The sequence below is a fragment of the Qipengyuania aestuarii genome (assembly GCF_019711535.1).
GTDB classification, from domain to species: Bacteria; Pseudomonadota; Alphaproteobacteria; order Sphingomonadales; family Sphingomonadaceae; genus Qipengyuania; species Qipengyuania aestuarii.
The window spans coordinates 174,348-199,039 of sequence record NZ_JAIGNP010000001.1 but is presented as its reverse complement, the minus strand read 5'-3'; the positions used below and the strand labels follow the sequence as shown (position 1 = coordinate 199,039).

The following is a 24,692-nucleotide window of genomic DNA, read 5'->3' as shown; positions in this document are numbered from 1 at the left end:
CATGAAGGAACGACCTCTGACCAAGCGCGAAAAAGCGGTCCGCCGCCACAATGTCGCGAGTTTGATCGCCTTCGTCTCGTTGGTGACCACCGGGATCGGGTCGTTGTTTGCCGACTTGCTATCCCATCCAATTTTCGTCGTTGCTTTCATCTCAATGTTCTTGGCGATCCTGGTGATATTCGCCGCGCGGAACGACGCTGAGTACATCGCTACGATCTGGCAAACCGGAACTAGCGCTGCTTTGAAACATCCTTCCGGAATAGCATTATGAACACCAACAAACCGGCCATCTCGAAGAAATCCGGTGCCGACAGGTTCTTTGTGAGCCATCTCGTTATCGGTGCATCGGTCGCTCTCCTGTGGCTCGGTTACATCTGGCCGCTCCCCGACTTTCTGAGCGGGCTTGCCGCTGGCCTGATCGTAAGTGCGGCCATTATCATGTTTATTCATCGCAACCGGGACGAATACACGCTGGCGATATGGCACGCCGGCACTGCTGCCGGCTTCGCTACCACCGTCTTCTGGCTCGCGTTCAATGCACTGCTGTCTGCCTTAGACACTTTCGATTTCAGCGACGCCCGCTTGCCTGCGCTTCTAAGCGTCACGGCCTATCTCGCGACCGTTACGATCAAAATGATCGGAGGCCGACATTGAAGAACCGCCTCAAGGTCCTGCGCGCCGAGCGTGACTGGAGCCAGGCCGAACTGGGGAGTCGTCTCGACGTCTCGCGGCAAGCCGTGAACGCTATCGAGACCGGCAAGCACGATCCTTCTCTTCCACTCGCCTTTCGCATTGCGCGGCTATTCGACATGGCTATCGAGGACATTTTCGATGATGGTGAAGACTAGATAGCCGAGCTCATCGTCGCCGCTGACGCATCTCATGCCAACCTTTGGCAAACCCAACCCGACGTAAGAGAACATTTTATGAAACGCTTCCTACTTGCTTCATGCACCGGCATCGCCCTGGCCCTTGGCGGCTGCGCCACGGCCGGCGCTCAGGACACCGAGACCGTGACGGCCACCGCGTCTGTGCCGTCTTCCGGCCCCGCCCTGTGGAAGGTCGCCGACGAAGACACCACCATCTATCTGTTCGGCACCGTTCATGTCCTGCCCACCGATGTGGAATGGTATGATGAAGACATCGCTGCCGCTCTCGAAAGCGCTGACACGCTGGTTACGGAAATTCCCGCAGATGCGATGAGCGATCCCGCGCTTCAGGGTGCCATCATGCAGAAGGCCATGCTGCCCGAAGGCCAGACCCTGCGCGCCATGCTGTCCGACGAAGATCGCGCCGTCTATGAAACCGCGCTCGGCAAGGTGGGCCTGCCGCCGCAGGCATTCGACCGTTTCGAACCCTGGTTTGCCGGGATGACTCTTTCGGTCCTCCCGCTGGTACAGAAGGGTTACGATCCGGAAAGCGGCGTGGAGAAGGTCGTCGAAGCGGCCGCTGCCAAGACCGCCCGGCGCGCTGCGCTGGAGACCGTGGGCCAGCAGATCGATTTCTTCGACACTCTGCCCGTCGATAGCCAGACGGAATTCCTCATGGCTCTCGCCCGCGATATGGACGGCATGGTCGCGATGATGGACGAAATGGTCGCCGAATGGCTTGAAGGCGATGCCGACGGCCTGGCTGAAATCATGAATCGCACGATGACCGACGCCGCGGTCGCTGCTGCGCTGCTCTACAATCGCAACGAGCGTTGGGCGGAATGGATCGACGAGCGGCTCGATCAGCCGGGCGCGGTATTCGTCGCGGTCGGCGCGGGTCATCTTGCCGGACAAAAGAGTGTGCAGGATTACCTTCGTTCGCGCGATATCGAAGTCACGCGCGTCCAGTAAGGCCAGAGAAGCCGGCAGGCCATCCCGCTCGATCGGGCTGGCTTGCCGCTTGCTTTTCCTGTCACCCACGCTATAGGCGCGCGCTTCGGCGTCATGGTCATCCCTGGAGGCGTGGCGGACCGAATATATCAAACGCATTCGAAAGGTAAGCGACATGAGCGATGCTCTGACACTTCCGGCCGAGACGCGCGAACGGGCTGGCAAGGGAGCCTCCCGTGCACTGCGTCGCGAAGGCCGTGTCCCCGCCGTGATCTATGGCGGCAAGGAAGAACCCACGATGATCCACGTGGAATTGAAGGAGCTGCTCAAGCAGCTCGACACCGGCCACTTCATGAACTCGATCGTCGAGATCGAACTGAATGGCAAGAAGGTGAAGACAATTCCCAAGGACGTGTCGCTTCACCCGGTCAAGGACCGTCCCGAGCATGTCGACTTCTTCCGTCTTGCCAAGGGCGGCAAGATCGAAGTCCAGGTTCCGGTGGTCTTCACCAATGAAGAAGCCAGCCCGGGCCTCAAGAAGGGCGGCGTTCTGAACGTGGTCCGTCACGAGCTGGAACTGGTCTGCGACAACGACAAGATCCCCGGCGAAATCGAAATCGATGTCACCGGCAAGGAAGTCGGCGATTCGATTCACATCAGCGAAGTTACGCTTCCGGCCGGTGCAGAAAGCGCCATCACCGATCGCGACTTCACCATCGCAACCCTCGTCGCTCCGTCGGCGCTCAAGAAGAGCGAAGATGAGCAGACCGGTGCCGATATGGAACCGGGCGAAACCGCCGCGACCGAACAGGGTCCGGACGACGATGCTGCCGAGGAACAGGAAGAAAAGAGCGAATAAGCTCCTTTTTCTCACCAGATCACCAAGGCGCCGGTCTCGAAAGAGGCCGGCGTTCTTGTTTCTGACACGGTTAATTAGGTGCTAACGCCAAATCGATATTGAAAATTGATGCAATTGCGGCAAACCACGGATCAAATGTGCAAATAAAGCGCAAGGGTCGTAAAGATGGTCGCCAAGAATAAATCGTATTTCAACGCATCGGCAGGCCTTCTGCTCTCCGTTCTTCTTGTGGGATGCGGAGGCGGAGATGCTAGTCCATCGCCGCCGAATGCAGGCGCCCCGCCCGTTTCCCCCAGCCCTTCGCCAACCCCGCCACCTGTCGGAGGAACGGGTGAATTTGCCGGCCTCGCCGATCAAACAGTTACCGTCGGACAGCACGCCCTTTTCTACGTCGATGTCGACGGAGCGACCGCTTTCCAGTGGCGTAAAAACGGACAGGACATCGCCGGAGCGACGCAGGCGCAATATCTCACCGGAACGGCCAGCGCTTCGGACGATGGCACGAAATACAGCGTCCGGGTGACGACACCATCCGGGACCAAAGCGAGCCAGGAAGTCTCGCTGAAAATATGGCAGGATGAGACCGGCGCTCCTCCCGCCGATTTCTGGGGCGACGTCGCCGCTCTGCCTGCTGCCAGAAACGTCATGACCTTCTCATTCGTCAATCGCAGCAACGGCAAATACGCTGACAGCGAATTGTTCTGGAATTTGAAGGGCAGGCTGGCGAACGGCAAGGATATCGATCTTCTCAAGAGCTTCGCCGAGGCACCGACATACGACATGAGCGAAGTCTATTCGGCGCGGATGTATTTCTATCTCGCCAAGGATCGCGCCGAGGCGAAAACCGGCGACGGCAGATATTTCGATTTCATCGAAATGCACATCGCCCGGAACGATGACGGCGGCACCTATCGCTTCAACGGCAACAGCACGCGCGTCGATGCCTTTGGACTGAAAACCGCTCTGCGGCTGCGCTGCGACGGCGGTACCGATGTGGCGCGCGGCGAGGACTATGGCACGTTCCTCGAAGACCGCGAGGTTACGTTCAGGAAATATCTCGCTGAAAGTGATCCCGAATTCGCACAGACAGCCAACAAGTTCCGGCCCTACCGGATAGTAGAACCGGGCGCTGCCGGGTTCTCGGAAGAAGGCCCCTATGCCAGTTACTTTCGCAGCTATGTCGATCGTGTCTGGCAGAACAACGGCATCAACGAGGCGATCGTGCCGAAGCCGAAGCCTTTCCTGCGATTCGCCAGCAATCAATATCCCGATCTTGAAGCGGCGGTCGCCCGACATGTGGCTGACAAGCCAGGGACGTTCACGGCCACCGGCAAGCTGATCAACGCCAATTTCTGGCAGGAAACCCCGGATACCGCGTTCTATAGCGAGGGTCCGGCCAACTTCTATGCGCGCTACTGGCACGAGCACGGGATCGCAGGAAAGGCATATGGCTTTCCCTATGACGACGTGGGCGGTTATTCCTCTTTCATTGCATGCGATGCGCCGCGCCAGCTGGTGGTGGCGATCGGGTGGTAAGACGTCGCCGATGACAGCACGGATTTGCTTGTGCGCGCAGCTTCGGTAAAGCGCGCGCCATGCAGATCTGGACTGGCCTCGGAAATCCCGGACCGCAATATGCGATGCACCGGCACAATATCGGCTTCATGGTATGCGATGCCATTGCCGAAATTCATGGATTCGGTCCGGTCCAAAAGAAGTTTTCCGGCTGGGTGCAGGAAGGCCGGATCGGATCCGAGAAGATCGTCCTGCTCAAACCCGCCACCTTCATGAACAAGAGCGGCCAATCGGTCGGCGAGGCGATGCGCTTCTACAAGCTCGACATCGAAGCCCTCACCGTCTTTCACGACGAACTGGATCTCGCGCCTTTCAAGGTCAAGGTTCGGCGCGGCGGCGGGCTTGCCGGGCACAATGGGCTGCGGTCGATCAACCAGCATCTCGGTCCTGAATTCCGCCGGGTTCGCATTGGCATCGGTCACCCCGGCAGCAAGGAGCGTGTGAACGGCCACGTTCTGGGCAATTATGCCAAGGCCGAGATGGATGATCTCGTCGGCATGCTCGGGGCGGTGGGGGCCGAAGCCGAATGGCTCGCCAAAGGTGACGACGTGCGGTTCATGAACGACATTGCCTTAAGGATGCAGGCCTGATCTGATAAGGCTACACAGCCGAAGGAGATCATCGATGCCCGTTCTCGACCGCCGTGCGCTGCTCGCTGGCGCTGCTGCAACAGGTGCCCTCGCCGTCACAGCGACCCGGGCGCAGAGCGACAGGGTGAGCGCCCCGCCCCCGGATCTGTCTGGCAAGGCGATCATGATCACCGGCTGCTCGTCCGGCTTCGGACGTCTGGCCGCGGAATATTTCGCGCGCCTCGGCGCGACGGTGTTTGCGACAATGCGCAACACCCCCCGGCCCGAAGCGGAGGAGCTGAAGCAACTGGCGGCCGATGACGGGCTGGACATTCGCGTATTGCGGCTGGACGTTCTGCTCGACTACGAGATTGAAGACGCGGTAAATGGGGCTCAGCTTGACCTTGGCAGAGGCCTCGATGTCCTGGTCAACAACGCCGGCATCGGCATTACCGGGCCTGTCGAAGTACAGGACATGGAGGCCACCCGCCTCGCCTTCGACACCAATGTCTTTGGATATCACCGAATGGCCCGTGCCGTGCTGCCGGAGATGCGCGCGCGCAGGCAAGGACATATCATCAATGTCTCGAGCCAGCTCGGGCGAGTGATCATTCCCTACTCAGGGCATTATTCCGCCACGAAATTCGCGGTCGAGGCCATGGGCGAACAGCTTGCCTACGAGCTCGTGCCGCACGGGATCGGCGTCACCATCATCGAACCCGGCGGTTATCCGACAGAAGTCTGGGTGAACCGCAATCGCTATTCTTCCGAATTGAAGGCCCGGGCAGAGCAGATACATCTCGCCGGCTATCCGGATGTCGTCGCGCGCATGGGCGAGGAAGATGGGTCCGGGCGCAGTGCCGAGCCAATGGATGTGCCACGCGCCATGGCCAAGGTTCTGGGAATGCCGCCCGGTACTCGTCCCTTGCGGGTCCCTGTCAGCGGGGGCAGCATTCCGCAGACCGCCATCAACGAAGTTTCTGCCAAGACGCAGGTCGATTGGCTCGGCCAGAGCGGCTATGGACCGTTGATCAAAGCCGTTCATCAGGTTTGATACGCTGGCAATTGGCGCAAGGCGGCGCTAAGGGCGCGCCAAGCACATTATTTCCGGAGTAATCGATGGGTTTCCGTTGCGGGATCGTCGGCCTGCCGAATGTCGGCAAGTCTACCCTTTTCAATGCTTTGACCGAAACGCAGGCAGCGCAGGCGGCGAACTATCCGTTCTGCACGATCGAGCCGAACGTCGGCCAGGTGTCCGTTCCTGACGAGCGACTGGACAAGATCGCCGCCATTGCCGGGTCGGCCAAGATCATCCCCACGCAGCTGGCGTTTGTCGACATCGCGGGCCTCGTGAAAGGTGCCAGCCAGGGCGAAGGTCTCGGCAATCAGTTCCTCGGCAACATTCGCGAAGTGGACGCGATCGTCCACGTGCTGCGCTGTTTCGAAGACGACGATATCCAGCATGTCTCAAACAAGGTCGATCCGATCGCCGATGCCGAAGTTGTCGAGACCGAGCTGATGCTTTCGGATCTGGAAAGCCTCGAAAAGCGTGTCCCCAACGCCCAGAAGCGGGCGACCGCCGGCGACAAGGAAGCCAAGATCACTGCCAGCGTTCTCGGCCAGGCGCTCGACCTGCTGCGCGATGGCAAGCCAGCCCGGCTGACCCAGCCCAACGATGAGGAAGAGGCCCGGGTCCTGCGGCAGGCGCAGCTCATCACGGCCAAGCCCGTCCTCTATGTCTGCAATGTCGGCGAAGAAGACGCGGCCAAGGGCAACGCCCTGTCCGATCTCGTCTTCGAAAAAGCCAAGGCCGAGGGCGCGCAGGCCGTAGTCGTGTCCGCCGCTATCGAGAGCGAGCTTGTCGGCATGGAGACGGAAGACCGCGCGGAATATCTCGCGGAACTCGGTCTCCAGGAAAGCGGCCTGTCGCGCGTGATTAAGGCTGGCTACCGGCTACTGGGCCTCAACACCTTCTTCACCGCCGGCCCCAAGGAAGCGCGCGCCTGGACCTTCCCGGAAGGCGCCAAGGCACCGCAGGCAGCTGGCGAAATTCATACCGATTTCGAACGCGGGTTTATTCGTGCTGAAACAATTGCCTTCGATGACTATGTCGCGCTGAACGGCGAAAGCGGCGCGCGTGAAGCGGGCAAGCTGCGCCAGGAAGGCAAGGAATATCTCGTTCAGGACGGCGACGTTCTGATGTTCAAGTTCAACGTCTGACCTGACCGCGAGCGCGGGCTAGCGCGACGTTACCACCGGAATTGTAAAGACCATGCTCACCCGCCGAAAGCTTATCCAATCCACTGCGGCCGGGATTGCGGCGAGCACGCTTGCCGCGCCCGCGATCCTGCGCGCGCAAAGCTGGTTCCGCGATTATCCGTTCAAGCTGGGTGTCGCGGCCGGAGATCCGGCAGCAGACGGCTTCGTAATCTGGACGCGGATCGCGCCGGAGCCATTCGAAAGGCATTCTGGAGTTTCCACTTCGGCATTGCCCGTCCAGTGGGAAATTGCCGAAGATAGCGGTTTTCGAACCGTGGCAGCCAAGGGCGAAACTCTTGCCCGGCCGGAACTGGGCCACAGTGTCCATGTCGAGGTGGAGGGGCTGAAACCGGACCGCCCTTATTGGTATCGGTTTTACATCGGCAGCGATCGCTCGCTCGCAGGCCGCGCACGTACCTTGCCGGCAGCAGGTGCCAGCATCGAGAAGCTGAAGTTCGGCGTGAGCGGCTGCCAACACTACGAAAGCGGATATTTCACCGCTTTCCGCGAGATCGCGAAACAGGACGATCTGGCTTTCGTCTATCATTACGGCGACTTCATCTACGAATATGCCTATGATTATCAGTATGGTCCAGAGCGCCTGCCCGTGCCGAAAACCCGTGAGCATCGCCTGCGCGAGGTTTATTCTCTCGACGACTACCGCCAGCACTACGCGCAATATCTCCTCGACCTTGACCTTCAGGCCGCTCGGTCGGTCCACGCTTTCGTGCCGACCTTCGATGATCACGAAATCCAGAACAACTGGGTGCAGAATTTCTCCCAGGACGACAGCGTTCCGGCCGAAGTGTTTGCCCTGCGCCGCCAGGCTGCGATGCAGGTATGGTATGAAAACATGCCGGTCCGCCGCTCGATGCTTCCAAATGCCGGCATCATTTCTGCCAATCGCCGCCTAACATTTGGCAATTTGGCGGCGATTAATGTGCTCGACACGCGCAGCTTCCGCAGCGACCAGCCATGCGGCGATCGCTGGGGCGTGACCCCGTGCGAGGGCGTGTTCGACAAGGATGCGCAAGTGCTCGGCGAAGCGCAGGAACGCTGGCTCGATTCCAGCCTGAAGCGCGGCGACACTCGATGGACCGGCATTGCCCAGCAGGTCATGATGATGCCGCTCAACCGCAGCGTGTATGAGGATCAGCCCGAACTGGCCTATAATCTGGACAGCTGGGCCGGTTATGACGCTCCTCGCCGCCGGATGATGAGCCGCCTCGGGAAAGTTTCCAATGCAGTCGTCCTGACCGGGGACGAACATCAGAACTATGCCGGCCTTCTGATGTCCGATGACAAACCTGTGGCAGCCGAATGTGTCATCACTTCGGTATCGAGCGGCGGCGACGGACAGGATCAGCGCAGCGGCAGCGAGCGCGTTCTGGCGAAGAACCCGCAATTGCAATTCATCAACGATCAGCGCGGCTTTGGGCTTTGCGAAGTCACGCAGAATGAATGGCGGACGGACTTCATGGTGCTCGACAAGGTGAGCACCCGTGACGGTATCCTGACCAAACGCGCCAGTGCAGTGATCGAGGCGGGTCCCGCCAATCTGACCATCGCCTGATTTCCTGGCTCGCGGAACGCTCCCCCTCCCCTGCCGTTAGGGGTGCAAACAAGGGGAGTTATCCGTGGTAGATAAATCAGAAAAGTTTAATTGGCTGGTGCGTGTTGGATATTTCAGCCGCGCCATCCTGTATTTCGTTCTTGGCCTGATCGCGCTGACCAGCGCCAGCAAGATTCAGGAGGGTACGAACGGTATCTTCCGTGCGATCAAGGATTATCCTGCGGGAACTGCAATCTTGTGGATCATGGTGATCGGGTTGATCGCCTACGCCCTCTTCCGTTTTTGTTCGCCGGTGTTCGATATCGAAAACAACGGATCCGACAGCAAGGGCTGGGCCAAGCGCATCGGCCATGCCGGTAGCGGGATCGCCCATCTAGCGCTCGCTTATTCCGCATATAAATTCGCGAGCAGCAGCGGTTCGAGCGGCGGATCCGGTGGTTCGGGCGGCGGTGCACAAGAAGCTGCATCGGGCGTCCTTTCCATGGAATTCGGCGGTGTTGTCCTGGGCCTTCTCGGAATTGCGCTTTTCGTGGCGGCAATCTTCCAGGCGAAGAAAGGCATTTCGGGTGAATTCATGAACCGCATCAGCGGCAGGGCCCCGTCGGCTACCCGCTGGCTTGGCGGTGCAGGATACCTTGCCCGTGCCGTGGTCTATACCGTGATCGGATGGTCGCTCTTCAAGGCTGGCTTCATGTCGGGCGGTGCCGAGCAGATCAAAACCTTGGGCGATGCTGTATCGAGCCTTGCCGGCGAAGGCTTCGTCTTCACGCTCACCGCCATCGGCCTGATGCTCTTCGGTCTTTTCAGCCTGGTACTCGCACGGTATCGCATCATTCCGGAGCTCGACAGCAGCGCCGGTGTGCCTAAGTTCCGCGCCTGATCGTCAGATGACAACCGGATCGGCCAGGCCAGCTCACACCGAGCGGCCTGGCCGTTTTGATTCCAAAGCCAAAGGCGATTTCCTGCACGAAACTTGAAAAACCTATACGCGCCCAAACATGGAGGCGATGTCCACAATGAAGAAAACCGCCCGCCTCTACCGCATGGTCATGGACAAGCATGTCTGCCCCTACGGCATAAAATCGAAGTGGCTGCTGGAACGTGAGGGATTTGAGGTGGAGGATCATCACCTCACCACACGCGAAGAAACCGACGCCTTCAAAGCCAAGCACGATGTGAAGACCACGCCCCAGACATTCATTGATGGCGAAATGCTGGGTGGCTACACCGATCTGCGGAAGCATTTCGGATATGATAAAGAGACCAAGAGCGATACCAGCTATACGCCGGTGATTGCTGTATTTGCGGTCGCTGCGGCACTGGCGGTTCCGCTCAGCCTGTTTGTATATGAAACGCCGCTGACGATCCGCGCCGCGGAATGGTTTGTCGCGTTTTCAATGGCAATGCTGGCCATGCTCAAGCTGCAGGATGTGGAGCAGTTTTCCACCATGTTCGTGGGCTATGATCTCTTGGGCAAACGCTTCGTCCCCTACGCCTATGCATATCCCTTCCTGGAAGCGGCAGCGGCGGTCCTGATGGCTGGGCGGATCCTGCCGTGGCTGTCGATTCCGATCGCCCTTTTCATCGGCACGGTCGGAGCGGCCAGTGTCTTCTACGCAGTTTACATCCAGAAACGGTCAATCAAATGTGCCTGCGTCGGGGGAAGCGGTAATGTCCCGCTCGGCTTCGTATCTTTGAGTGAAAATCTCGCAATGATCGGGATGGGGCTTTGGATGCTTGCAAGACCGCTCGTTTGATTGAACAACAAGCGGATGATATTTTACGAAGATCTCCGCATCGGCACGGTTCGCAAGTTCGGCCAGTATGAAGTTTCGCGCGAAGAGGTGATGGACTTCGCAACGAAATACGACCCGCAGCCCTTCCACCTTGATGATGCCGCGGCAGCCGAGACCCATTTCGGCAGGCTCTCGGCCAGCGGATGGCATACCTGTTCCATGACCATGCGGATGATGGTCGACGACATGGCGGACAATCCATCCGCCGGTCTCGGATCGCCCGGTATCGATCAATTGCGCTGGAAGAAGCCGGTTTTTCCGGGAGACACGCTCCGCTGCGAAACCGAGCTTATGGAAAAACGCCGAAGCGCTTCACGCCCCGAAATGGGAATCTTCAAAAGCAGAGTGCGCACCTTCAATCAGAACGATGAAATCGTGCTGGAAATGGTGTCCAATGCTTTGATCAGGACGCGCTCTCCTGAAGGCGAAGACTAGATCAGGCACCGCATTGAACTAGACCCTCGGCACGATAAAGAATGTTGTCCGCGCCATCGCGAATAGCCAATCTCCCGCGATAATCGGTCGTCTCGTACCCGCTCTGCTCGCCGCTTCCATCATCAAGATCAAGCGTGAAGGAATAGGCAAGCCCGTCGTATTTGCGCCGGGCGAGATAAGGCAATTCGGCACTGCCCATGTCGGCGGCCAGCGCCTGCAGCTCGCCATCGCGAATGAAATACCCCTTGTCCGGGTTCGCCAGGACGACCGTGCCAAGCCCCTGCCCATCGGGCGTAAAGCTGCATCCAGCACCGAATAGGTCGTATTTCTCGATTTCCGGATAGCGGATCGGATCCAGCGTCAGCTGTTCTGTCGGCGGCTTTTGATTGGCTTCGACCTCCGCGACGGCGGCCTTGCGTTCGGCTTCCTTTTCTTCGGCGCTTTGTTCACCGCAAGCAGCCAGAGCCAGAGGCGCGAGAGCTATAATCCAACGCATCAGTGTCTCCCGAAAAGCTTTTCCACATCGTCCATCGACAGCTTAACCCACGTGGGGCGTCCATGGTTGCACTGCCCCGATCGAGGGGTGCGTTCCATTTCGCGCAGCAAGGCATTCATCTCGTCCACGCGCAAGGTCCGCCCTGCCCTGACCGAGCCGTGGCACGCCATCGTCGCCAGCACGAGATCGAGCTTTTCGCCGAGATGCAGCGCCTCGCCATTGAGAGCCAGATCGTCATCGATGTCCCGCAGCAATTTCTCTGGATTGGTCCGGGCAATGGCGTGCGGAAGGCTGCGAACCAGAATGGCGGACGGTCCGAAGCGCTCTATCGCAAGGCCGTGCTTGGCCAACGCATCTGCCGCGTCTTCCAGCCTGTCGCAGCTGGTTTCCTCAAGCTCCACAACCTCCGGGATCAGCAGCGCCTGACTGCGCGCGACCGCATCTTCCGCACCGGCCGCCTTGAGCCTTTCCAGGACGAGGCGTTCGTGCGCCGCATGTTGGTCGACAAGGACCAGTCCATCGGCCGCCTCGGCCACGATATAGGTGTTCGCGACCTGCCCGCGCGCGATGCCCAGGGGAAAGTCCTTCTTTTCTTCCGTACTTTCGGTCGCCATCTCGGCGCGCCCCTGCGGGGCCGCCATGACATCGGCCTCCGCCCCTCGCCAGCCCTGTGCAGGCTCGGAAACCCGGGACTGCGGCGCGGACCAGTCGCGACCCTCGAATATCGAACGGAGCGCCGGTGCCGGTTCGTCGCGGACGGGTTCGGCCTGCCAGCGGGACATTGCCGCGGCGTCAGGAGACTGGGCACTGCGCTTGTCAACGCTCGCCAGTGCATTGCGGAGACCGGATACGATGAAGCCGCGCACAGCCTGCGAATCGCGGAAACGCACTTCGGTCTTGGCCGGATGGACATTCACATCAACTTCCTCCGGCGGCAGATCGAGAAACAGCGCCAGCACGGCATGCCTGTCGCGCGCCAGCATATCGGAATAGGCGCCGCGTACCGCGCCTGTCAGGAGCCGGTCCTTGACTGGCCGCCCGTTGACGAAAAGATACTGATGATCTGCAATCCCGCGGTTGAAGGTCGGCAGACCGGCAATACCCGTCAGCCGCATCGTGCCGCGATCGAGATCGATAGCGACTCCGTTCTCACGCAATTCGCGCGCAATCACTTGGGCTACGCGGTTAGTCAGCCCTTCGCCGCTCTGCAGGCCGAGAATTCGCCGATCGCCGTGGTCGAGAGTGAACGCCACATCGGGCCGGGCCATGGCGAGACGCTTCACCACGTCAATCGAGGCGGCATATTCGCTGCGCGGCGTGCGTAGGAATTTGCGCCGGGCCGGTATCTTGCCAAACAGGTTTTCGACTCTGACCCGTGTTCCGGGCGGCAGCGCAGCAGGGCCTTCCGCGATCATCTCGCCATGATCAATGACCCGCTTCCATCCATCCGCCACGTTCTTGGGCCGGCTTTCGAGCGTGAAACGCGATACGCTGGCGATGCTCGGTAGAGCCTCGCCGCGGAAACCAAGGGTCTCGACCTGTTCGATTGCATCGTCGGGAAGCTTGGACGTAGCATGGCGTTCCAGTGCGAGTGCCATTTGATCGGGCGACATTCCGCAGCCGTCGTCGGTCACTTCCAGGCTGGTCAGCCCGCCATCCACCAGTTTTATGGCAATGCGGGAGGCCCCCGCATCGATAGCGTTTTCGACCAGTTCCTTGAGCGCGGAAGAAGGGCGCTCGACCACCTCGCCAGCGGCGATGCGGTTAACCAGAGTATCGGGCAGACGGCGTATTTCAGGCATGGACCACCCATGGTAGCGACGAAGCGCTGTGATTCCGAGACAAGAGGTGTGCGTATCCCCCGAAGACCTTACGGAAATTTTTGGCTTTCCGTGCGTAATATCGCTAAGGCACCGCCACCGTTTCCTCCCGGGTCGAAGCGCGCGGCACCCCTTAACCGCCGACTGAGATTCAAATCACACGGAAAATCGAACAAAAATGGGCTTCTGGAACAACATCTTCAAATTCGGCGTGCAGAACATGGCGATCGACCTCGGCACCGCCAACACGTTGGTTTACGTACAGGATCAGGGCATCGTCCTGAATGAACCGAGCGTGGTCGCGCTCGAGTTCATCAATGGCCAGAAGCGTGTAAAGGCCGTGGGTGACGATGCCAAGATGATGATGGGCAAGACGCCCGATTCCATCGAAGCCATCCGCCCACTTCGCGACGGCGTGATCGCCGATCTCGATGTGGCCGAGGAAATGATCAAGCACTTCATCAAGAAGGTAAACGGGCGCCGCAGCATGATGCGCTACCCCGAGATCACGATCTGCGTACCGTCGGGTTCGACCTCCGTCGAACGCCGCGCGATTCGCGATGCCGCGTCCAACGCCGGTGCCAGCCAGGTCTATCTCATTCTCGAACCCATGGCCGCCGCCATCGGCGCGGATATGCCGGTGACCGAGCCGGTCGGCTCGATGGTGGTCGACATCGGCGGCGGAACGACCGAAGTCGCCGTGCTTTCGCTGCGCGGTCTCGCCTACACCACTTCGGTCCGCACTGGCGGCGACAAGATGGACGAAGCCATCGTCAGCTACGTGCGACGACACCACAATCTGCTGATCGGTGACAGCACGGCAGAACGCATCAAAAAGGATTACGGCGTCGCCCGTCAGCCCGAAGACGGCACTGGCGAGCAGATCACGATCAAGGGCCGCGATCTGGTGAATGGCGTTCCGAAGGAAATCACGATCAATCAGGGCCATATTGCCGAAGCGCTGTCCGAACCGATCGGTGCTATTATCGAAGGCGTGCGTATCGCCCTCGAGAACACCGCACCCGAACTCGCAGCCGATATTGTCGATCAGGGCATCGTGCTGACCGGAGGCGGTGCACTTATCGGCGGTCTCGACGAATACCTGCGCGAAGAGACCGGTCTGCCCGTGACGATTGCGGAAGATCCGCTGTCCTGCGTTGCGCTCGGCACTGGCCGGGCCATGGAAGATCCGGTATATCGCGGCGTTTTGATGACCGCTTAAGGGGGAAGCGGCGATGGCGCCGAGCAATCAACGGCGCTCCGGTTTTTCCAAGCGGGCGCAGTACAATCTTTTTACCGGCTACATCGTGGCAGGCATCGGCGCACTGATCGGCGCCGTGCTGCTTGGCATATCCTTCTTTCAGCCCCACCTGTTCGGCGGACCACGCGGGGTGGCGCAGGATGCTGCCTCCCCCGCGACTGAGACCGTCGCTGCCGCGCGAACCGGTTCGAAATCGCTCTGGGACTCCGTCAGCGGATATTATCGTGCCGGTTCGAAAAATGCGGAGCTCAAGCGCGAGGTCGAATTGGCCCGTATCCGCTTGCAGGAAGCTGAAGCGCTCAGGCAGGAAAACGTCCGCCTGAAGGGTTTGCTCGACCTGCATGACGAAGAGCGCCGCCCTGTCGCCGTTGCGCGCCTTGTCGGTTCCTCGTCCTCCAGCACAAGGCGGTTTGCCTATCTGGGCGCGGGCACTGACGACGGCGTTCGTGTCGGCATGCCGGTGCGTAGCGCACGCGGAGTTGTCGGACGGATCCTCGAGACCGGCCGGGCGTCCTCGCGCGTTTTGCTGCTGACCGACAGCGAAAGCGTCCTTCCCGTCCGCCGTGCAGGCGATGAAACGGTCGCCTTCGCGGAAGGTCGCGGTGACAGCCTGTTGCGTATCAAGCTCATCAATCTTGGCATCAATCCGCTCAAGAAAAACGACATGTTCGTGACGAGCGGAGCCGGCGGCTATTATGCGCCCGGCACTGCCGTGGCCATCGTTACCGAACTGACCGATGATGGGGCACTTGCTCGCATTGTCAGCGATCCGGCAGCCACCGACTACGTTTCCGTCGAAGAAATTTTTGAGCCGGAAGCTGCGGTCGGGGCTCGAACGCCAATCGAAGAAGAGCTTGGCGAATAATGGAGCGGATCGATCCGCGAGCACGTAGCGATGCATATGGGAGCCGGCTGAATCGCTCGCATTCGGTTGTCGTGGCCAACGTCGTTCCGTGGATTTCCATCATGATCGGCAGTCTGTTGCCGATTTTCTTCGTCGCCGCTGCCCTCCCCGTGGTGCCCCCATTCGGATTTCTCATGCTTCTTGCGTGGCGACTGATGCGTCCGGGCCTGCTCCCTGTCTGGGCCGGCATCCCCCTCGGCATATTTGATGACCTCTTCAACGGCCAACCGTTTGGCTTCGCTATCCTGACGTGGTCGCTGGCCATGCTGGCGATCGAGGCGCTCGAAATGAGATTGCCTTGGCGTGCATTTTGGCAGGATTGGTTAACAGCAGGTGTGTTAGGGTTTACCTACCTCCTGACGGGTTGGTTGCTGTCGGGAGCCTCGCCCAATTTCCATTCGCTGATCGCAATCGTGCCACAAGTCGTGATTACCATTCTTATCTTTCCCATTATGTCTCGCATCGTAGCCCGTCTCGACCTGTGGCGCCTGTGGCGCTGGAAGAGGGTCTGATGGGTCTGTTCGGTCGAAAGAAATACGGCAAGAAGCCGCGCGATCTGGTCAGCAAGACCACGCTCGACAACGCATTTGATCGGCGCACATTCGTGATCGGTGCCGGAATGGGCGGCATCGGCACAATCCTCGCCGGGCGAATGGGATATATTGCGATTGCCGAGAACGAGCGGTGGGTGCTCGAATCCGAAAGCAATCGCGTCAATCTGTCGCTGATCCCCCCTCGCCGAGGCTGGCTTCTCGACCGTAACGGAGCCCCCCTCGCCTCCAACCGCGCCGATTTCCGGGTCGACGTCATTCCCGACCGGATGTCCGATTCTGAAAGGACCCTCGGCGAATTGGGGTCGATCCTCGGGCTGTCGGACAACAACCTTGCCGATGTCGGGAAAAAGATCGACGAGGCGCGCGGTTTCCAGCCTGTGGAAGTCGCCACCGGTCTCGATTACGAACAATTCGCTGCCATCAGTGTGCGCCTTCCGGATTTGCCAGGCGTCGTTCCGCAGCGCGGCTTTTCGCGGTTCTATCCAACCGGGCCCAGCGTCGGCCATTTGATCGGCTATGTCGGTCCGGCCTCAGCAGAAGATTACGAGGAGAATCCCGACCCGATTCTGATCACACCGGGATATAAGATCGGCAAGGATGCCCTTGAAAAGGAGTTCGAAAAGGAACTTCAGGGCGAGCCCGGAGCGCGCCGCGTAGAAGTTACGGCTTCCGGGCGGATCGTGAGAGATCTTGAGACGCGGGAAGACAAGCAGGGTGCCCCCGTCAGGCTGACGATCGACGGTCCACTGCAGGACTATGCAGCCCGCCGCATTGGTCTGGAAAGCGGATCCTGCGTGGTGATGGATGTGGAGAATGGCGACATCCTGTGCATGTCGTCGATGCCAAGCTTCGATCCGAACAGTTTTTCTGCCGGGATCGGCCGTGTCGAATATTCCATGCTCCGCGACGATGAGCGTGTGCCGCTTCGTAACAAGGTTCTGAAAGGCCTCTATCCTCCCGGTTCGACTGTGAAGCCGATGCACTGCATGGCCTTCCTCGACGCTGGGGTGAAGCCTGAAGAGGCGATCATTTGCGGCGGAGGCCGCCGGATTGGCAACCGCTTCTTCAATTGCTGGAGCAACCACGGCCGGGTCGACATGGCGAAAGCCATCTACCAATCGTGCGACAGCTATTTCTATCACTTCGCTCAGCAGGTTGGTTTCGACCAAGTGGCCAAATGGGCGCACAAGATGGGGCTTGGCGAAGAGTTCGACCTGCCCGTAACCAGCCAATTCTACGGCACCGTCCCCGATCCCGCCTGGAAACAGAAGAAATACGATCAGGCCTGGCAACCATACGACACTGTCAACGCCTCGATCGGACAGGGCTATTATCTCGTCAACCCGCTGCAGCTTGCGGTGATGAGCGCGCGTCTCGCCACCGGATACGAAGTGGTGCCCCATCTACGGATGGACGATCCGCGCAAGCAATTCGAGCATTTCGATTTCAGCTCTGACGAAATCAATTACGTCCGCAAAGCCATGAGCGACGTCGTCAATGGACCGGGCACCGCCGGCCGCGCCCGCCTGCCGATCGACAACATTCAGATGGCCGGCAAGACCGGTACTGCGCAGGTCGTTTCGCTCAGCGTGTCGAACGGCAAGACCGGGCCTTGGAAGTACCGCGATCATGGCCTGTTCGTTTTCTTCGCACCCTTCGACAAACCGAAATACGCGGGCGCGGTTGTAATCGAACATGGCGGCGGATCGGGTTCCGCCTATCCTATTGCGCGCGATGTGATGACATTCCTCTTCGACCCGGAAAAAGGCATGGAAGCCTTGCGTCCTCTCGAGGAACAATGGGGCGGCACAGCGCAGCAACGGCTCGATCAGAAATATCGCGCCTATGCCGCCGCTGCCGGAGAGGTGGTCGAACCGGTACCCCAGCGGACCGAGCAGATATTCGATCAGGTCGATGCCGAGGCTCGCCTCGCTCAGATGCGCTCCGAGGAACGCGCACAGACATCAACGCCATCGCGTAATGAAGGCTCGCGCCCTCCTGTCTCTTCGGACGAAGTGCCGTCCGGAGGGACCGAATGAGTGGAATAATACCCGCGCCCGTCGCGCGGCAGCCATGGATGATGCTCTTCCCGCTGTTCGGGTTGATCGGCTTCGGCGCGCTTGTGCTGACATCGGCGGCAGCGGGAAACTTTGATCGCTATGCCGAATCGCACCTCATCAGGTTCGCGATCTTTTTCGTCATGGCGGTGGTGATTTCCCGGTTTAACAAGCCAACGGTTAGCCTGCTCACTTATCCCGCGTATATCGCAATTCTCCTCCTCCTCATGGCGGTGGAAATTGTGGGTCAGGTGGGTGGCGGCAGCCAGCGGTGGCTGGAAGTCGGGCCGATCCGTATCCAGCCATCCGAACTGATGAAGCCGGCTGCGGTGATGGCCCTTGCCCATTATTACGGGGGACTTCCGATCGGCATGGTGCCCACGTGGCGGGCGTTGATACCCGCAGGAATGATTATTCTTCTGCCGATCGCCTTCGTCCTCTTGCAACCGGATTTGGGCACCTCTCTGGCCATCGGTTTTGGCGGTTTCGTAGTGATGTTCCTCGCCGGCCTGCCCCTTCGCTGGTTTTTGGTAGCTGGAGCCGCTGCAGTTGCGATGGCGCCGGTGGCGTTTTTCGTCGGCTTGCAACCGTATCAGCAGAAGCGCGTCCTGACCTTTCTCGACCCCGAGAATGATCCCCTTGGTGATGGATACCAGATCACCCAATCGAAGATTGCGATCGGATCCGGAGGACTTTTCGGGAAGGGCTTCAATGAAGGCTCGCAGAGTCACCTCAACTACCTGCCCGAACCTCATACCGATTTCGTCTTTGCCACAATGGCAGAAGAATGGGGATTCGCGGGCGGAATTTTCGTCATCGTCTGCTTCGGCACGATCCTCTTCTGGGGCTTGAAAGTGGCCAAGGAAGCAAATGACCGCTTCTCGAAACTTCTTGCTGCGGGAATGACCGCGACGATCTTCTTCTTCATTGCAATCAATCTGCTGATGGTCATGGGCTTTGCACCCGTGGTCGGAATACCCCTTCCCTTCATCAGCCATGGTGGCAGCTCCATGATGACGAACATGATCTGTATCGGTGTGCTGATGATGATCCATCGCTGGAACCGGAAGGCGCCGCGCACTGGTCTGATCGTGAGTTGATCGCGAGCTGTTTTGAGAGCGCAAACACTCGTCAGTGGTCAGCACGGTCGGGAAATTTGCAAAAACTGCGATTAGGGCTTTTCATGCGCGAAACAGCCGCTATATGAGCGCCTCCCCGACAGGGGCTGCCTGCAACATCAGGCACAACACGGAAGATTGACCGTGAGTGTGGACGCATAGCTCAGTTGGTAGAGCAGCTGACTCTTAATCAGCGGGTCCTAGGTTCGAGCCCTAGTGCGTCCACCATTTTTCCCGATCTCCAGTTATCTGCGGCCATGCCCTGAACAGCCGAGTTATCTCGATTCACATTTAATGTGAATGGATATTGATGGTCACATTTCGATGTGATAGCGCGCTCGCATGAACACGATTGAAAAAGTTCGCGCGATCATAGGCAATGGCTTGATGACACGCGCGGGGCTCGCACGCGGTGCGGGTCTCCATGCAAATACGCTCCGCGATTGTACCGACGAAAGCTGGAACCCGACCACCGATACACTCGCCAAACTAGAACGCTTTCTGGAAGCGAACGACGAAACTCCTGTCATCGTCGGGGCCGAGGAAATTATCGACGAAGCGCGTAATGGCCGAATGTTTATCCTGGTCGATGACGAGGATCGCGAGAACGAAGGCGATCTTGTCATTCCGGCTCAAATGGCCACACCCAATGCGATCAATTTCATGGCCACGCATGGCCGCGGCCTCATCTGCCTGTCGCTGGACAGCAAGCGAGTAAAGGCGCTCGGTCTTGAGCCCATGAGCCGCGACAATCGCGAAAGCATGCAGACGGCGTTCACGACCTCTATCGAGGCCAAGACAGGCGTCACCACCGGGATCAGCGCCGCCGACCGGTCGCGCACTGTTTCCGTTGCGATCGACCCGACTAAGGGCCCGGACGACATTGTCTCGCCAGGTCATGTCTTTCCGTTGACCGCCCGTGATGGCGGTGTCTTGGTGCGCGCCGGCCATACAGAAGCCGCCGTCGACATCTCACGCCTTGCCGGACTCAACCCGTCCGGTGTGATCTGCGAGATCATGAAGGACGATGGCACGATGGCGCGACTGGATGACCTCGTCACCTTCGCGCGCAAGCACGACATGAAGATTGGCACCATCCGTGACCTGATCGAATACCGGATGCGCTATGATCATCTCGTCGAGCGGACCGGAGAAGAATCCTTCGAGTCCGACTATGGCGGCACTTGGCGGATGCTTACCTATCGCAACAAGCTCGATGGCAGCGAAAGCTATGCCTTGCAGAAGGGCGAGGTCGTCGAGGGCAAACCCACGCTGACGCGGGTGCATCCAATTTCCGTCTTCGATGACGTGCTTGGCAAACCGGGCCCCCGCAAACGGACCCTGCAGCGGGCTATGCAGGTCATGGGAGAGCATGGCGCTGGGGTGATCGTGGTCATCGCAGGCCAGCCTGCTGCCGGATATTCGCAGAGCGAAGCGGAAAGAAACGTGGGCATAGGCTCGCAAATCCTGGCCGATCTGGGCGTGGAAGACATGATCCTGCTTAGTAATTCACAACCCAATGTCGTGGCGATCGCAGGCTATGGCCTCGAAATCGTCGACCATCTTTCCATTCCGGAGTGACCTGAATGGCGAATTTTCTCATCGTTGAAGCGCGCTTCTATGAAGACTTCAACGACATGCTCATCTCCGGTGCCAAGGCGGCCCTCGAGGCAGCGAGCCATTCCGTCGAAGTTCTCACGGTGCCAGGTGCTCTCGAGATACCCGGGGCAATTGCTCTGGCTGCCGAAACCGGCCGATATGACGGTTTCGTGGCCATCGGCGTCGTAATCCGCGGCGAAACCTATCATTTCGAAATCGTGGCCGGAGAAAGCGCCCGCGCCATCATGGCCCTGACGATGGATGGAATTGCGATCGGCAACGGGATACTGACGGTCGAGAATTCCGACCAGGCTCTTGTGCGCGCCGATCCGGCGCAAAAGAACAAGGGCGGAGAAGCCGCCAAGGCCGCCCTCGCCCTTCTGGATCTCCAGATGCGGTTCGCGGCCGCATCCTGAAATGGCGGCGAGCCGGTAGTCCGGCTCGCCTCGCTTTTATCAGAGCCCGATAGCGCCGAAGCAGTCGCGCCCAGCGTAGACGGCACTGTCGCCCAGTTCTTCCTCGATCCGGATAAGCTGGTTGTATTTCGCCAGTCTGTCCGACCGTGCGAGGCTGCCTGTCTTGATCTGTCCGCAATTCGTCGCAACCGCGAGATCCGCAATCGTCGCATCTTCGGTTTCGCCCGAGCGATGTGACATTACGGCAGTGTAGCGTGCCCGGTTGGCGATGCTCACTGCATCAAGGGTTTCGCTGAGTGTGCCGATCTGGTTGACCTTCACCAGAAGGGAATTTGCCAGTCCTTGTGCAATACCATCGCGCAGGCGTTCGGGATTGGTGACGAACAAGTCATCTCCGACGAGCTGGATCGTATTGCCAATGCGGTCGGTCAGGGCTTTCCAACCCTCGAAATCGTCTTCTGCCATTCCATCTTCGATCGAACGGATGGGATAATCGCGGCACAGCTTGTCCAGATATTCCGCCATACCGTGACCGTCGAGTGAAAGGCCCTCGCCCAATATTTCATATTTGCCATCGCGGAAGAATTCCGTGGACGCGCAGTCGAGAGCAAGCACAACATCGTCGCCCGGCGTGAAGCCGGCCTGTTCGATCGAATTCATAATGAAGTCGAGCGCGTCGCGGGTGCCATTGAGATTTGGGGCGAAGCCACCTTCGTCGCCGACGGAAGTGGCCAGGCCTTTCTCACCCAGCTTCTTCTTGAGGGTATGGAAGATTTCCGCACCCCAGCGGACGGCTTCGGCAATGCTGTCGGCCCCGACCGGCATCACCATGAATTCCTGAATGTCGATCGGATTGTCGGCATGCTCGCCGCCGTTGATGATATTCATCATTGGCACTGGCAGAACATGCGCCGACACTCCGCCGATATAGCTGTAAAGCGGCAAACCGCGTGCGTTGGCCGCTGCCTTCGCGGTCGCCATGCTGACGCCTAGCATACCGTTCGCGCCCAGACGCCCCTTGTTGGAGCTATCGTCCAGTGCAATCATGGACAAATCGATATCGCGCTGATCTTCCGCATCGAAATTGCCGACGAGCAGATCGCGGATTTCGGTGTTCACGGCGTCGACCGCCTTCGTCACACCTTTGCCCAAATAACGGTCACTGTCGCCATCGCGCAATTCGACCGCCTCGTGCTTGCCGGTCGAGGCGCCTGACGGCACGGCAGCCCGGCCAAAGCTTCCGTCTTCAAGTAGCACATCTACTTCCACGGTCGGGTTGCCACGACTGTCGAGAATTTCACGGGCATGGATGTCGATGATGGCCGTCATTTCGGAACTCTCTCCGTTATCAGCTGTTGTATAAGCGCAAGACACCCCAAAGCGGGGATATTGGACAAGCGCTCTATGCGTCGGAACACACCCGCGCAAGCTGCGTTGCAATGCCGAAGGCCGGGTTTCCGAATTACCCGGAAGATGAATACGAATTGAGGGAAAACGGATTTAGACATGGCCGAAACAACTTCAGGCGGAACGCCGAAAAAGCGCACGAAAACCACTAAAGAAACCAGCACCACAAAGAAGCCGCGCAAGACCGTGGCGAAAACAGGTGTAGCCAAGGAGACAGTTCCAGTGACCAACACTGCCACGACGATCGAACCCGAAACCACCACGACCAACGCACACCGCACGGAAGCGAAAAGCCGCTTCAACGCCGCGCTCGAAGAAGCGAAGGCCGGTGCAGCCGCTCTTAAGGCCGAAGGCAAGGAGCGCGCAGCAGCTTATCGTGGTCAGGCCAAGGGCAAGGGCGACGATTGGGTAGCTGAAGCGAAGACCTATGGCGCCGATGCCAAGGTGAAGAGCAAGGAATTGGCCACCGAAGGCAAGGTCAAAACCAGCGAAGGTCTAAGGTCGCTAAGCCGCTCCATCAGCGATAACGCTCATCAGGTCGATGAGAAGCTGGGTGCGAAGTACGGCGACTATGCACGCAGCGCATCAAGTGCACTTAACGATTATGCCGCCAAGCTTGATCAGAAGAGTGTTGACGACCTGGTGGAAGATGGCCGCACCTTCGTCCGCAAGAGCCCCGGAACGGCCGTAGGCTTGGCCGCCGTGGCAGGCTTCATGCTCTCGCGCATCTTTCGTCGCTGATAGCCTCGAAAATCGGGGGCCAGATGCTAGAAAATGAACAGACAGGACGAGCGGGCCCGGCGGGCCCGCTCGACGTTCCTGACGACCATATTTCCGAAGAAGAAAGCGCCGGGGATTACTCCGCGCGGCCATCGCTGGCGGATGATCTTCTTGCTCTTTTCGAAGACGGGAAGACATATGCAGAAGCGGAGCTGGCCTATCAGAAGAGCCGTGCTGGCTACACTGCCAACCGGATCAAGGGGGCACTGGCATTAGGCTTCGCTGCCTTCGGCGTGCTTCATCTCGCCCTCATCGCCCTTACCGTGGGCATTGTTATTGCGCTTACACCCTTGGTAGGCCCGTGGCTCGCTACAGCGATTGTCACCGTCGCTCTCATCATAACCGGCATCGTCTTGCTGAAGATGCTGAAGGGGCGGATCGACGATATTCGCACTGCTTTTTCGGACAATGACGATGATTGATCGCAAAACTCAAATGCTGGCAGACAAGCACTTACGCGACTCAGCACGCGCGCTCGTCGATGCAGACATCGAACACTTGAAGGCGGATCTGGCCCACAAGGGTGTTGGAGAGCGTATCCTGGACCGCGCCAAGGAAGGGGCGATCGATCTTTACGAAGATGCCATCGATCTTGCCGATGACAACAAGGGGGCATTTACCGCCCTACTTGCAGCCGTGGCCGTCTGGTTTGCGCGTCATCCGATTCTTTCCGCCTTCGGATTCGATAATGCTCGGGAAAGCGAAGAAGACGAGGAGTGGGATCTGCATGACGGGGCGGCGGAACACTAAGGGTGTCCGCTCCGTTAGTAAGGTAACAATCCATTCAATGAGGAATCGACATCATGGCAGACACCGCCGAAAATAACATCACCCCGATCAGTTCCGACAGTAAGCTGACCGATCAGCAGAAGCGCGATCAGCTTCGTGCACGGATCGAAGCCGGGGAGCGCCGTCAGGAAGAGCGTGGTCTACTTGATCAGGCAAAAGATGTTGCCGACAGCGCGGTAGATTTTGCGAAAAGGCACCCGGTCGCGACAGTCGCAGGCGCGATTGCGGTCGGTCTGGCAGTCGGTGCGATGACACGCCGCGGCCGTGAACTTGGCCGGCGCGGAGGTTCGCTTGCCTCATATGCCACCGATGCTGCGATTGCTTACGGGCTTTCGATGATCGAGGGCGCGGGCGACAAGTTCGAAGACTTCGGCGATGCAGCCGAAACTCAGGCGAGGCGTCTGAAGCGCGATGCCGGATACCGGCTTGACTCCATGGGCGATACCATTCGCTCCAGTGGTCGCCGCGCAAGCCGCAAGTCCAAGCGCAGCTATCGCGATCTGCGCGCGCGTCTGAGCAACTAACCAAATCTAAACCAAACCAGTATAGCGGCGTGACAGGCTTGCCTGTTGCGCCGCTTTCTTTATGGGCGTGACCGATTTCGT

At 59.2% G+C, this 24,692-nt stretch carries 27 protein-coding genes and 1 tRNA gene; 25 read left to right on the top strand and 3 right to left on the bottom strand.

Annotated features, from left to right (window positions below; translation table 11 throughout):
- The first annotated feature begins 1 nt into the window (after position 1).
- The 13 genes from K3175_RS01015 (at position 2) to K3175_RS00955 (ending at position 10,886) form a co-directional block, all read left to right on the top strand.
- The gene (locus K3175_RS01015) at positions 2–271 is read left to right on the top strand and encodes a hypothetical protein (protein ID WP_221541518.1); all 270 of its coding nucleotides are present in this window, start codon (positions 2–4) and stop codon (positions 269–271) included.
- Positions 268–654 (top strand): hypothetical protein, encoded by a 387-nt coding sequence (locus K3175_RS01010; protein ID WP_221541517.1) that lies wholly within the window; start codon positions 268–270, stop codon positions 652–654. Before K3175_RS01015 ends, K3175_RS01010 begins: the two co-directional genes overlap by 4 nt.
- The gene (locus K3175_RS01005) at positions 651–848 is read left to right on the top strand and encodes a helix-turn-helix transcriptional regulator (protein ID WP_221541516.1); all 198 of its coding nucleotides are present in this window, start codon (positions 651–653) and stop codon (positions 846–848) included. Before K3175_RS01010 ends, K3175_RS01005 begins: the two co-directional genes overlap by 4 nt.
- Before the next feature lie 78 nt (positions 849–926).
- Positions 927–1,841, top strand: coding sequence for a TraB/GumN family protein (locus K3175_RS01000; RefSeq protein WP_221541515.1), 915 nt, complete (start codon positions 927–929; stop codon positions 1,839–1,841).
- A 154-nt stretch (positions 1,842–1,995) separates the two neighbouring features.
- Positions 1,996–2,679 carry a 50S ribosomal protein L25/general stress protein Ctc gene (locus K3175_RS00995; RefSeq protein ID WP_221541514.1) on the top strand — a complete coding sequence of 228 codons (684 nt, stop codon included), beginning with the start codon at positions 1,996–1,998 and terminating at the stop codon, positions 2,677–2,679.
- Positions 2,680–2,844: 165 nt separating this feature from the next.
- Positions 2,845–4,215, top strand: a complete 1,371-nt coding sequence (locus K3175_RS00990) for a beta-1,3-glucanase family protein (RefSeq protein ID WP_221541513.1) — start codon at positions 2,845–2,847, stop codon at positions 4,213–4,215.
- Between the two features lie 59 nt (positions 4,216–4,274).
- The gene (gene pth / locus K3175_RS00985; protein ID WP_221541512.1) at positions 4,275–4,844 is read left to right on the top strand and encodes an aminoacyl-tRNA hydrolase; all 570 of its coding nucleotides are present in this window, start codon (positions 4,275–4,277) and stop codon (positions 4,842–4,844) included.
- A gap of 34 nt (positions 4,845–4,878) precedes the next feature.
- Entirely contained in the window at positions 4,879–5,877 is a 999-nt protein-coding gene (locus K3175_RS00980) for an SDR family oxidoreductase (RefSeq protein WP_221541511.1), read from the top strand.
- Positions 5,878–5,942: 65 nt separating this feature from the next.
- Entirely contained in the window at positions 5,943–7,043 is a 1,101-nt protein-coding gene (gene ychF, locus K3175_RS00975; protein WP_221541510.1) for a redox-regulated ATPase YchF, read from the top strand.
- Positions 7,044–7,095: 52 nt separating this feature from the next.
- Positions 7,096–8,655 carry an alkaline phosphatase D family protein gene (locus K3175_RS00970; RefSeq protein ID WP_221541509.1) on the top strand — a complete coding sequence of 520 codons (1,560 nt, stop codon included), beginning with the start codon at positions 7,096–7,098 and terminating at the stop codon, positions 8,653–8,655.
- A 64-nt stretch (positions 8,656–8,719) separates the two neighbouring features.
- A complete protein-coding gene (locus K3175_RS00965; RefSeq protein ID WP_221541508.1) occupies positions 8,720–9,535 on the top strand; it encodes a DUF1206 domain-containing protein in 816 nt (271 codons plus the stop codon).
- A gap of 136 nt (positions 9,536–9,671) precedes the next feature.
- Positions 9,672–10,412, top strand: a complete 741-nt coding sequence (locus tag K3175_RS00960) for a glutaredoxin family protein (protein WP_221541507.1) — start codon at positions 9,672–9,674, stop codon at positions 10,410–10,412.
- Positions 10,413–10,427: 15 nt separating this feature from the next.
- On the top strand, positions 10,428–10,886 hold the full coding sequence (locus tag K3175_RS00955; RefSeq protein ID WP_221541506.1) for a MaoC family dehydratase: 459 nt from the start codon (positions 10,428–10,430) through the stop codon (positions 10,884–10,886).
- 1 nt (position 10,887) lies between these two features.
- Here the strand turns inward: K3175_RS00955 and K3175_RS00950 are convergent, their stop codons facing one another.
- Both K3175_RS00950 and mutL read right to left on the bottom strand, forming a co-directional pair.
- On the bottom strand, positions 10,888–11,382 hold the full coding sequence (locus K3175_RS00950) for a hypothetical protein (RefSeq protein WP_221541505.1): 495 nt from the start codon (positions 11,380–11,382) through the stop codon (positions 10,888–10,890).
- On the bottom strand, positions 11,382–13,184 hold the full coding sequence (gene mutL, locus K3175_RS00945) for a DNA mismatch repair endonuclease MutL (RefSeq protein WP_221541504.1): 1,803 nt from the start codon (positions 13,182–13,184) through the stop codon (positions 11,382–11,384). The genes K3175_RS00950 and mutL overlap by 1 nt, the downstream gene beginning before the upstream one ends.
- A gap of 196 nt (positions 13,185–13,380) precedes the next feature.
- Between mutL and K3175_RS00940 the strand changes: the two genes are divergently transcribed.
- The 8 genes from K3175_RS00940 (at position 13,381) to ribH (ending at position 21,111) form a co-directional block, all read left to right on the top strand.
- Entirely contained in the window at positions 13,381–14,424 is a 1,044-nt protein-coding gene (locus K3175_RS00940; protein ID WP_221541503.1) for a rod shape-determining protein, read from the top strand.
- 13 nt (positions 14,425–14,437) lie between these two features.
- Positions 14,438–15,328: a rod shape-determining protein MreC gene (locus tag K3175_RS00935; RefSeq protein WP_221541502.1), complete on the top strand. Its 891-nt coding sequence runs from the start codon at positions 14,438–14,440 to the stop codon at positions 15,326–15,328.
- Positions 15,328–15,879: a rod shape-determining protein MreD gene (locus K3175_RS00930; RefSeq protein ID WP_221541501.1), complete on the top strand. Its 552-nt coding sequence runs from the start codon at positions 15,328–15,330 to the stop codon at positions 15,877–15,879. The genes K3175_RS00935 and K3175_RS00930 overlap by 1 nt, the downstream gene beginning before the upstream one ends.
- Positions 15,879–17,960, top strand: coding sequence for a penicillin-binding protein 2 (gene mrdA / locus K3175_RS00925; RefSeq protein WP_221542304.1), 2,082 nt, complete (start codon positions 15,879–15,881; stop codon positions 17,958–17,960). The genes K3175_RS00930 and mrdA overlap by 1 nt, the downstream gene beginning before the upstream one ends.
- Positions 17,957–19,078, top strand: coding sequence for a rod shape-determining protein RodA (gene rodA / locus K3175_RS00920; RefSeq protein ID WP_221541500.1), 1,122 nt, complete (start codon positions 17,957–17,959; stop codon positions 19,076–19,078). Before mrdA ends, rodA begins: the two co-directional genes overlap by 4 nt.
- Positions 19,079–19,248: 170 nt before the next feature.
- Positions 19,249–19,324: transfer RNA gene (locus K3175_RS00915), tRNA-Lys, on the top strand.
- Positions 19,325–19,438: 114 nt separating this feature from the next.
- Positions 19,439–20,677, top strand: coding sequence for a 3,4-dihydroxy-2-butanone-4-phosphate synthase (gene ribB / locus K3175_RS00910; RefSeq protein WP_221541499.1), 1,239 nt, complete (start codon positions 19,439–19,441; stop codon positions 20,675–20,677).
- Between the two features lie 5 nt (positions 20,678–20,682).
- A complete protein-coding gene (ribH, locus tag K3175_RS00905; RefSeq protein WP_221541498.1) occupies positions 20,683–21,111 on the top strand; it encodes a 6,7-dimethyl-8-ribityllumazine synthase in 429 nt (142 codons plus the stop codon).
- A 39-nt stretch (positions 21,112–21,150) separates the two neighbouring features.
- On the opposite strand, the gene eno is transcribed toward ribH, so the two are convergent.
- On the bottom strand, positions 21,151–22,440 hold the full coding sequence (gene eno / locus K3175_RS00900; protein WP_221541497.1) for a phosphopyruvate hydratase: 1,290 nt from the start codon (positions 22,438–22,440) through the stop codon (positions 21,151–21,153).
- A 177-nt stretch (positions 22,441–22,617) separates the two neighbouring features.
- Between eno and K3175_RS00895 the strand changes: the two genes are divergently transcribed.
- The 4 genes from K3175_RS00895 to K3175_RS00880 are packed head-to-tail and all read left to right on the top strand — an operon-like array spanning position 22,618 to position 24,611.
- Positions 22,618–23,259 carry a hypothetical protein gene (locus K3175_RS00895; protein WP_221541496.1) on the top strand — a complete coding sequence of 214 codons (642 nt, stop codon included), beginning with the start codon at positions 22,618–22,620 and terminating at the stop codon, positions 23,257–23,259.
- 23 nt (positions 23,260–23,282) lie between these two features.
- Entirely contained in the window at positions 23,283–23,720 is a 438-nt protein-coding gene (locus tag K3175_RS00890; RefSeq protein WP_221541495.1) for a phage holin family protein, read from the top strand.
- Positions 23,713–24,048, top strand: a complete 336-nt coding sequence (locus tag K3175_RS00885) for a hypothetical protein (RefSeq protein WP_221541494.1) — start codon at positions 23,713–23,715, stop codon at positions 24,046–24,048. Before K3175_RS00890 ends, K3175_RS00885 begins: the two co-directional genes overlap by 8 nt.
- Before the next feature lie 53 nt (positions 24,049–24,101).
- A complete protein-coding gene (locus tag K3175_RS00880; RefSeq protein ID WP_221541493.1) occupies positions 24,102–24,611 on the top strand; it encodes a hypothetical protein in 510 nt (169 codons plus the stop codon).
- Positions 24,612–24,692 lie beyond the last annotated feature (81 nt).